The 3,072-nt window shown below is 43.3% G+C and carries 2 protein-coding genes and 1 pseudogene; all 3 read left to right on the forward strand.

Annotated features, from left to right (window positions below; all coding sequences use genetic code 11):
• Window positions 1–47: 47 nt before the first annotated feature.
• Window positions 48–758 (forward strand): 3'-5' exonuclease, encoded by a 711-nt coding sequence (locus tag VF500_RS13095; RefSeq protein ID WP_330860097.1) that lies wholly within the window; start codon window positions 48–50, stop codon window positions 756–758.
• Window positions 758–2,455: an ABC transporter ATP-binding protein gene (locus VF500_RS13100; RefSeq protein ID WP_330860098.1), complete on the forward strand. Its 1,698-nt coding sequence runs from the start codon at window positions 758–760 to the stop codon at window positions 2,453–2,455. The genes VF500_RS13095 and VF500_RS13100 overlap by 1 nt, the downstream gene beginning before the upstream one ends.
• 77 nt (window positions 2,456–2,532) lie before the next feature.
• Window positions 2,533–3,072: pseudogene (locus tag VF500_RS13105) on the forward strand (ribonuclease R); the annotation flags it as partial.

Genomic DNA, 3,072 nt, shown 5'->3' on the forward strand with positions numbered 1-3,072 from the left:
CTTAAAATAAAAACTATCATTATCTTGCTTCCATAATTTTTAACTGGATGCTTGAACAGTACGACCTGCATAACATACTGATAATTGATATTGAAACGGTACCGCAATATAGCAGCCATGATCAACTTCCCGAAAATCTGCAAGCTTTATGGGATATCAAAACCCAGTACCAACGCAAGGATGAGCTCGCCGAAACGTATTACGAACGTGCAGGCATCTGGGCCGAGTTTGGTAAAATAGTTTGCATTTCGGCAGGGATCTTTACTGCCGGGAAAGATATCGGGTTGCGGGTAAAGTCATTCGCATCGCATGACGAAAAAGAATTGCTCACCAAGTTCTCCAACCTGTTATTCAGTCAGCCTGCCAACCTTGTTTTATGCGCCCACAACGGTAAGGAATTTGATTTCCCTTACATCTGCAGAAGGTTATTGGTAAATGGCATGCCTTTCCCACCGCAACTGCAAATAGCGGGTAAAAAGCCATGGGAGGTTATTCATCTCGATACTATGGAGTTATGGAAATTTGGCGATCATAAACACTACACGTCTTTAAGTCTGCTTACCGCTATTTTTAATATTCCAACCCCAAAAGATGATATCGACGGTAGCGACGTCGGTCGCGTTTACTGGCAGGAAAACCAGTTGGAGCGCATTTGTGCTTACTGCCAAAAAGATGTAGTAGCCACAGCACAATTATTAAGGCGTTACCGCGGCGAAGAACTGATACCTGACGAATTTATAACCTTAGTAGGCCAATAATGCTTAAAGTAAACGATCTGTCGGTTAGTTTTAAGAATGGCAAAGACCAGGTTACAGCCGTAAAAGGAATTTCATTTACACTTGATAAAGGCGAAACCATTGGTATCGTTGGCGAATCCGGTTCGGGCAAATCTGTAACTTCACTGGCGTTAATGCGTTTGTTGAATGAAGATCAGGCTGTAATACAAGGCTCGGTGCTTTTAAATGGCATCTGCCTGTGTAAATTATCAGAAGATGAAATGCGGCATGTGCGCGGCAACCAGGTAGCCATGATCTTCCAGGAACCTATGACCTCCCTTAACCCGGTGCTTACCTGCGGTTTTCAGCTTACCGAGGCTATCAGGCTGCATTTAGGGTTAAATAAAGCTGAAGCCAAACAGAAAACCATTGACCTGTTTAAAGAGGTGCAGTTACCCCGGCCCGAGGCGATATTTGAGAGCTATCCTCACCAGATTTCGGGCGGCCAAAAACAGCGGGTAATGATTGCTATCGCCTTAGCCTGCAACCCGGAGATCCTGATTGCCGATGAACCAACCACCGCGCTCGACGTTACCGTACAAAAAACTATCATTGAACTGCTCCACAAGCTTAAGGCCGAAAGGCACATGAGCCTGATTTTTATCTCGCATGATTTGGGTGTGATCAAAGAAATTGCCGACCGGGTTTTAGTGATGTATAAAGGCGAAATTGTAGAAGAAGCTGCTGTAAAAGATCTCTTCGCAAATCCCCGGCATCCTTATACTAAAGGCTTACTTGCCTGCCGCCCCTCGCCGCAACAGCATTTGAAAAAGCTGCCTGTTGTAGCTGATTTTCTGGATGAAGGCAAGGCCGCAATAACTATTGAAAGTATCAGGGAATTATATCACTATCCCGATAATGAAATAGTCGAAAGAAAACGCCGGCTATACTTGCAACAACCATTATTAAAGGCTGAAAAGCTAAACACCTGGTTCCCTACAGATACAGGGCTCTTTAAACGGAAAGATCATGTTGTAAAAGCGGTAAATAATGTAAGCTTTGAAGTATACCCCGGCGAAACATTAGGTCTTGTGGGCGAATCCGGATGTGGTAAAACCACTTTAGGACGGAGTATTTTAAGGTTGATAGAACCTACATCGGGCAGGGTCACCTTTGAGGGTACCGATCTGAGGGGGCTTAAGAAAAATGAATTAAGGCAAATCCGGAAAGATATCCAGATCATTTTCCAGGATCCTTATTCGTCATTAAACCCTAAGCTTACTGTTGGGCAATCGCTTATGGAACCCTTGCAGGTGCATCAGTTTTACAATAACGATACTACCCGAAAACGTAAGGTAATTGAACTACTTGAACGGGTTAACCTGCAACCGGCACATTTTAACCGCTATCCGCATGAGTTTTCGGGTGGCCAAAGGCAGCGGATAGTGATAGCCCGTGCGTTAGCGCTTCAGCCTAAGTTTATCATTTGCGATGAATCAGTTTCGGCGCTTGATGTATCGGTTCAAGCCCAGGTATTAAACCTGATCCGTGAATTGCAGGACGAGCGCAAGCTCACCTATATCTTTATTTCGCATGATCTGGCGGTGATCAAACATATCTCCGACCGGATGATGGTAATGAACAAAGGCGAAATAGTAGAAACAGGTTATCCCGATGATATTTATTACCGGCCTAAAGAGGAGTATACTAAACGGCTAATAGCCTCGATACCGGGTTGATTAGCCTATCATATAGGAGCTAATACAACAAGCTTTACACCTCAAAAATTCAGTATCTTTGATGCAAATACTATTCTATGTCTAAACACAAGAAAAACAACTCTTCTATACACCAGGTACTTACCCAAATGGTACTTGATATATTTGAACAAAACGGCAATACGCCACTCAATTATAAACAGGTTTCTGCTAAACTAAACGTGCGCGACCCAGAATCGCGTGAGATCATATATGAGATCTTAAAAGACGAGGTTAAAAAATCAGTACTAAAAGAAATTACTCCCGGTAAATTCCAGCTTCTTGAACTTAAAACTTTTATTGAAGGTGTAGTTGATCTTACCAATGATGGTTCGGCTTTCATTGTTACTGATGATGAGTTTGAAAGCGATATTTTCATCGCTCCCCGTAAACTTCGTACAGCGCTTAACGGCGACCGTGTAAAGGTTTACGTATATGCCAAAAGTAAGGGCAAACACAAAGAGGGCGAGGTTATCGAGATCATCCAACGCGCCAAGATGGAGTTTACAGGTATTGTTAAACTCTCTGAGCGTTACGCGTTTTTCATCCCCGACGATCGTAAGATGATGCATGATATTTTTATCCCGATCGCAGAACTG

This window comes from Mucilaginibacter sp. (assembly GCF_036383575.1).
Taxonomy (GTDB): Bacteria; Bacteroidota; Bacteroidia; order Sphingobacteriales; family Sphingobacteriaceae; genus Mucilaginibacter.